The sequence below is a fragment of the Streptomyces roseolus genome, assembly GCF_014649855.1.
GTDB lineage: Bacteria > Actinomycetota > Actinomycetes > Streptomycetales > Streptomycetaceae > Streptomyces > Streptomyces roseolus.
Genome location: NZ_BMTV01000068.1, coordinates 1 through 4,977 on the forward strand (window position 1 = coordinate 1; position 4,977 = coordinate 4,977).

The following is a 4,977-nucleotide window of genomic DNA, read 5'->3' on the forward strand; positions in this document are numbered from 1 at the left end:
AAGCGGTCCTGGCCGGGGGTGCCGAACAGGTACAGGATCAGGTCCTGGTCCAGCGTGATGCGGCCGAAGTCCATGGCGACAGTCGTCGTCGTCTTGTCGCCGGTGTGCGTGAGGTCGTCGATGCCCGCGGACGCGGACGTCATGACGGCCTCGGTACGCAGCGGGTTGATCTCCGAGACGGCACCCACGAACGTGGTCTTGCCCACGCCGAAGCCACCCGCCACCACGATCTTCGCGCTGGTGGTTGAACGGGCCGCGCCGCCGCTAGAGCTTGCGAAGTCCACTGAGCACCCTTTCGAGCAGTGTCACGTCTGGCTGACCGCCGGCGGCCTCGTCGCCGCCGGGCTGGTGAATGGCGACAAGTCCGGCCTCGGCCAGGTCGGCGACGAGGATCCGGGCAACGCCGAGGGGGATGGAGAGGAGGGCCGAGATCTCCGCGACCGACTTGATCTCGAAGCACAGCCGGCAGATCCGCTGGTGCTCGGGCAACTGCCCCTGCAGCCTGGCCGGATCCGCGGTGGTGCTGACCAGCGCCTCGATGGCGAGCTGGTAGCGCGGCCGGGTCCGGCCGCCGGTCATCGCGTACGGCCGCACGAGCGGGTTGTGACCGCCACCGGGGGCCGAGGAACCCGCCGCGCGCGGGGGCACCGGCTGCGCCTGCGGCTGCCCGTAGGACTGGGGAACGCCCTGTCTGCTGGGTGCGGAAGGGAAGTTGTACCGGTTCTGCGCGATGTCGCCGGGCGGCGCCTGATGCGCATCGAAACCGTTGTAGGGGTTCGCCCCCGGGGGTGTTCCCACGTCTCCTCCTCCGACTGCCTCGCGGTCCATGTCCCGTGGACCGCGTCACCGCACCCTAACGGTGCGGTGACATGAAACGCACTGTCTGTCTGTTAGTTGAGAAGACTTCCCTGGAGCTCCGCCCGCAGGTCCGGGGTGAGGACGGAGCCCGCCCGGTCCACGAGGAGGGCCATCTCGTAACCCACGAGGCCGATGTCGGACTCGGGGTGGGCGAGGACGGCCAGCGAGGAGCCGTCCGAGACCGACATGATGAAGAGGAAGCCGCGCTCCATCTCCACCACGGTCTGGTTGACCGCGCCGCCCTCGAAGATCCGGGACGCGCCCGCCGTCAGCGAGGTCAGCCCGGAGGCCACCGCCGCCAGCTGGTCGGCACGGTCCCGGGGGAACCCCTCGGACATGGCCAGCAGGAGTCCGTCGGCGGAGACCACCACCGTGTGGGACACCCCGGGGGTGTTGTCCACGAAGTTGGTGATCAACCAGTTCAGATTCTGCGCCGCCTGGCTCATCGCGCTCACACTAACGCTCCTGGTCGTAGGTACTACCCGGGCCGAAGCCCGATCCGTTCGTGTCCGATCCCGCGGTGCGGCCCTGCTGGACCCCGCGGCGCAGGTTGCTCAACCTGCCCCGCACGTCCTCGGGTGCCCGGGAGACCTGGGGGCCGCCCTGCGGCGTCTGCTCCGCCGTGCCCTCGACCAGGTTGGCCTTGGGGACGCGCCGGGGGAGGCCGGAGGAGGTGACCCCGCCCGCCTTCGGCTCGCGGAGCTTCTTGGCCTGCTCCCAGCGCTCGTCATTGGCCGAGCGCCATTCGTCGGAGGCATCGTTCTGGTTCTGCTCGTCCTGCCCCACCGGCTGGGCGGGCTGGGCCGGCGGTACGGGCCGCTGCGCCTGGGGCGCCTGCGGGGCGCCACCGCCGCGGCGCGGCAGACCGGCGTCGGTCAGTCCGTGGCCGGTGTCCGGCGCGGGACTGGGAGCCGGGGCCGGACGGTCGAAGCCTACGCGCTCGGCGCCCTGTTCGGGAGCGCGCTGCGAAGATTCCGATTCCGGACGGTAACCCTGGTCGAAAGCGCCCTGGTAGGAGCTCTGCTCCGGCCACTCGCCCTGGTGGGACTGGGGTTCGAACGCCTGCTCGTAACCGCCCTGGGTCGGCTCCTGAGCGCCGTACGCCGCTTCCGCATACGCCTGCTGCGGGTACGCCTCGCCCTGCGGGGCGTACTCCTCGTAGCCCTGCTGCGGGGGGTAGCCGTAGCCGTCCTGCGGCTGCTGCTGGTACCCCTGCTGCTCCTGGCCGTACTCGGGGGCGTACCCCTGGCCCTGCTCGTAGCCCTGGGCGTACTCCTGGCCGTAGCCCTGCTCCTGGCCGTACTCGGAGCCGTACGCCTGGCCCTGCTCGGGCTCCTCGTACGGCGCGGAGTCGGCGCCGTGCACCTGGGCCTCCAGGGCCGCGCGGCGCTCCTCGCGCATCAGCGAGCGGTTGACCGGGTCGAGCTGCTGGCCGTCGCCCTGCTGCTCGTAGCGCGAGTCGTCGAAGCCGAGCTCGGCCGCGGTGCGCATCGGGGCCGCCTGGGCCTCGAAGGCGCCCTGCTGCTGGCGCGGGATGATCTGGGAGACCGTGAAGTCGTCCTGGGCTGGCTGCTCGCCACCGCCACCGTGGGTGATCGCGTCCGGCAGCATGACCAGCGAGGTGGTGCCGGCCTGCTCGCCCGAGGGGCGGAGCTGGACGCGGATGCCGTGCCGGTCGGAGAGCCGGCCGACCACGAAGAGGCCCATGCGCTGGGAGACGGCCACGTCCACGGTGGGCGGGTTCGCCAGCTTGTGGTTGATGTCCGCGAAGTCCTCGGCGGTGAGGCCGATGCCCTTGTCGTGGATCTCGACCATCACGCGGCCGTCGGGGAGACGGGTCGCGGTCACGCGGACCTTGGTCTGCGGGGAGGAGAACGTGGTGGCGTTCTCCAGGAGCTCGGCGAGCAGGTGCACGAGGTCGGTCACGGCCTGGCCGTGGATCTCGGCCTCCGGCACGCCGGCGATCTCGATGCGCTCGTACTGCTCCACCTCGGAGGAGGCGGCGCGGAGCACGTCGACCAGCGGGACCGGCTGGTCCCAGCGGCGGCCCGGCTCCTCGCCGGCGAGGACCAGGAGGTTCTCGCCGTTGCGGCGCATGCGGGTCGCGAGGTGGTCCAGCTTGAAGAGGTTCTCCAGCTGGTCCGGGTCGGCCTCGTTGTTCTCCAGGTCGGTGATGAGGGTCAGCTGGCCCTCGATGAGCGACTGGTTGCGGCGCGACAGGTTGGTGAAGATCGCGTTGACGTTGCCGCGGAGCATGGCCTGCTCGGCGGCGAGCCGGACGGCCTCGCGGTGGACCTGGTCGAAGGCGCGGGCGACCTCGCCGATCTCGTCCTGGGAGTCGATCGGGATGGGCTGCACCCGGGTGTCGACCCGGCCGGGGTCGGTGCGGGAGAGCTGGTCGACCAGCATCGGCAGGCGCTGCTCGGCGATGCCGAAGGCGGCGGTGCGCAGCTCGCGCATCGAGCGGCTCATCTGGCGGGCCATCATCCCGGCGAGGATGAAGGCGGCGAGCAGGGCGACGACGACGATGGCGCCGGTGACCCAGGCGTCGGTCTTGGCCTCGTCGGAGATCGCGGTGGCCTCGGCCACGGCCTTGTCGACGAGGGTCTTCTCGACCTCGCTGTAGCCCTCGAACTTGGCGGTGGCGATCGCCATCCAGGTCTCGGCGTTGATCTTCTTGGCCGCGAGGGCCTTGATCGCGTCCGCGTCCTCGGCGGAGCCGATCGCGGTGGCGACGCCGGAGTAGACCGAGCCGTCCTTGCCCTTGGGCAGGGTGATGTCGGCGGCCTGCATCTTGCGCTCGCCCTCGGCGGCCTTGCCCGCCATGACCTTCTTCAGGCGCTCGACGTCCTCGGCCGTGCCACCGGAGTTGTACTCGCCGAGGGCGATCTGCTCCAGGTAGTTGTACGAGTTGAAGGCGACCGACTGCTGGGCGAAGACCGGGTCCTTGGCGCTGGGCCGGACGAGCAGCTGGGTGCCGATGGAGCGCTGGAGCGAGCCGGCGGCCTTGGCGAGCTGGATGGCGTAGACGGTCCGGCCGTAGCTGGTGATGTTGCCGGTGCCCAGGCCGAGCTCGTTGGAGAACTCCATGAGGTAGTGCTGCACGCCGGTGTAGCCGAGCTGGGTGTTCACCGGGTCGAGCGCGGCCGTGTAGGCGGCCTTGCGGAGGGCCGCGAGCTTGGGCTCCTCGTTCTTGAACGCCTGCAGGCGGCGCTCCAGGCCCTGGCCCGAGGGCATGTTGCGGGTGGCCTCGTCGAACTTGGCGCGGGCCGCGTCGGTGGCCGCGTACGCCCGGGTGATCTCCTCGGAGGCCCGGTCCTTGCCGGACAGCAGCGGAACGGCCGTCAGGTCGCGCTCGTCGAGGAGGGCGGTGGAGTACTCCGAGGCGGCGCGCACGATGAGCGCCGTCTTCTCGGCGTCCTGCGCCTCCTGCCAGGTGTCGATCGACCCCTTGACCTGGAAGCCTCCCATGACGAGGCCGACGAGCACGGGTATGAGGAGGATGGCGTTCAGCCGGGTGGGCACCCGCCAGTTGCGAGGGGACAGCTTGCTGGAGCTGCCCTGGGGCGCGGGCGCGGGCGCGGGAGTCACCGGTACGTCCGCGGGCGACAGCGCGCTGCGCGACGGCGGGGTGAAGTTGCCCCGCGCCTCCTGCTCCGCGGAGCCATCCATGCTTCGCCTCACTCGACCAACAACCTCTCCGCGTCGGCACCTACGTCGTGCCGGTGTTTCGTTCAGGGCCGTACTACTCGGGAGTTCATGAATTGCAGCACGTGAAGGGGGTCCCTTCCAAACAGTGGGACGGCCCGGCTTCTCGTGGCCCACGCCTCACATAAAACGGGCATAAAGAACGAGCCCCGCCAAAAGGCGGGGCTCATGTGAGCACAGCGACACGGTCCGGATGCGTCGGGTGTCCGAGGCGACCGAATTCTCTGTCGAAATGTTATGAAGCCCGGGACGGGCCGTGTCGAAGGCCACAGATCGACTCCGGCCGTCCCCGGGCGGCGGCATATGACAACTGCCTTGGCCGAAAACCTACTTGAGGCGGGCCATGAGGGCGTGCTCGACGAGGGTGATGAGTGCGCTCTTGGCGTCCGCGCGGTGGCGGGCGTCGGTGGT

The 4,977-nt window shown here is 70.4% G+C and carries 4 protein-coding genes and 1 pseudogene; all 5 read right to left on the reverse strand.

All coding sequences use genetic code 11. The features are described from left to right. Positions 1 to 284: GTP-binding protein (locus tag IE245_RS36390; RefSeq protein WP_176902409.1), on the reverse strand; the 284-nt coding region annotated here is incomplete at its 3' end. Continuing rightward, positions 265 to 798, reverse strand: a complete 534-nt coding sequence (locus tag IE245_RS36395) for a DUF742 domain-containing protein (RefSeq protein WP_189955719.1) — start codon at positions 796 to 798, stop codon at positions 265 to 267. The genes IE245_RS36395 and IE245_RS36390, both read right to left, overlap by 20 nt. A 92-nt stretch (positions 799 to 890) precedes the next feature. Next, the gene (locus IE245_RS36400) at positions 891 to 1,304 is read right to left on the reverse strand and encodes a roadblock/LC7 domain-containing protein (RefSeq protein WP_030496939.1); all 414 of its coding nucleotides are present in this window, start codon (positions 1,302 to 1,304) and stop codon (positions 891 to 893) included. Between the two features lie 10 nt (positions 1,305 to 1,314). Next, positions 1,315 to 4,542, reverse strand: coding sequence for a sensor histidine kinase (locus tag IE245_RS36405; protein ID WP_189955721.1), 3,228 nt, complete (start codon positions 4,540 to 4,542; stop codon positions 1,315 to 1,317). A gap of 351 nt (positions 4,543 to 4,893) precedes the next feature. Further along, positions 4,894 to 4,977, reverse strand: a pseudogene (locus tag IE245_RS36410) (ATP-binding protein); the annotation flags it as partial.

What these genes read in the sequence shown, in the direction of transcription:
- IE245_RS36400 (WP_030496939.1), bottom strand. Translation starts at nt 1,304, where the DNA reads ATGAGCCAGGCGGCGCAGAATCTGAACTGGTTGATCACCAACTTCGTG.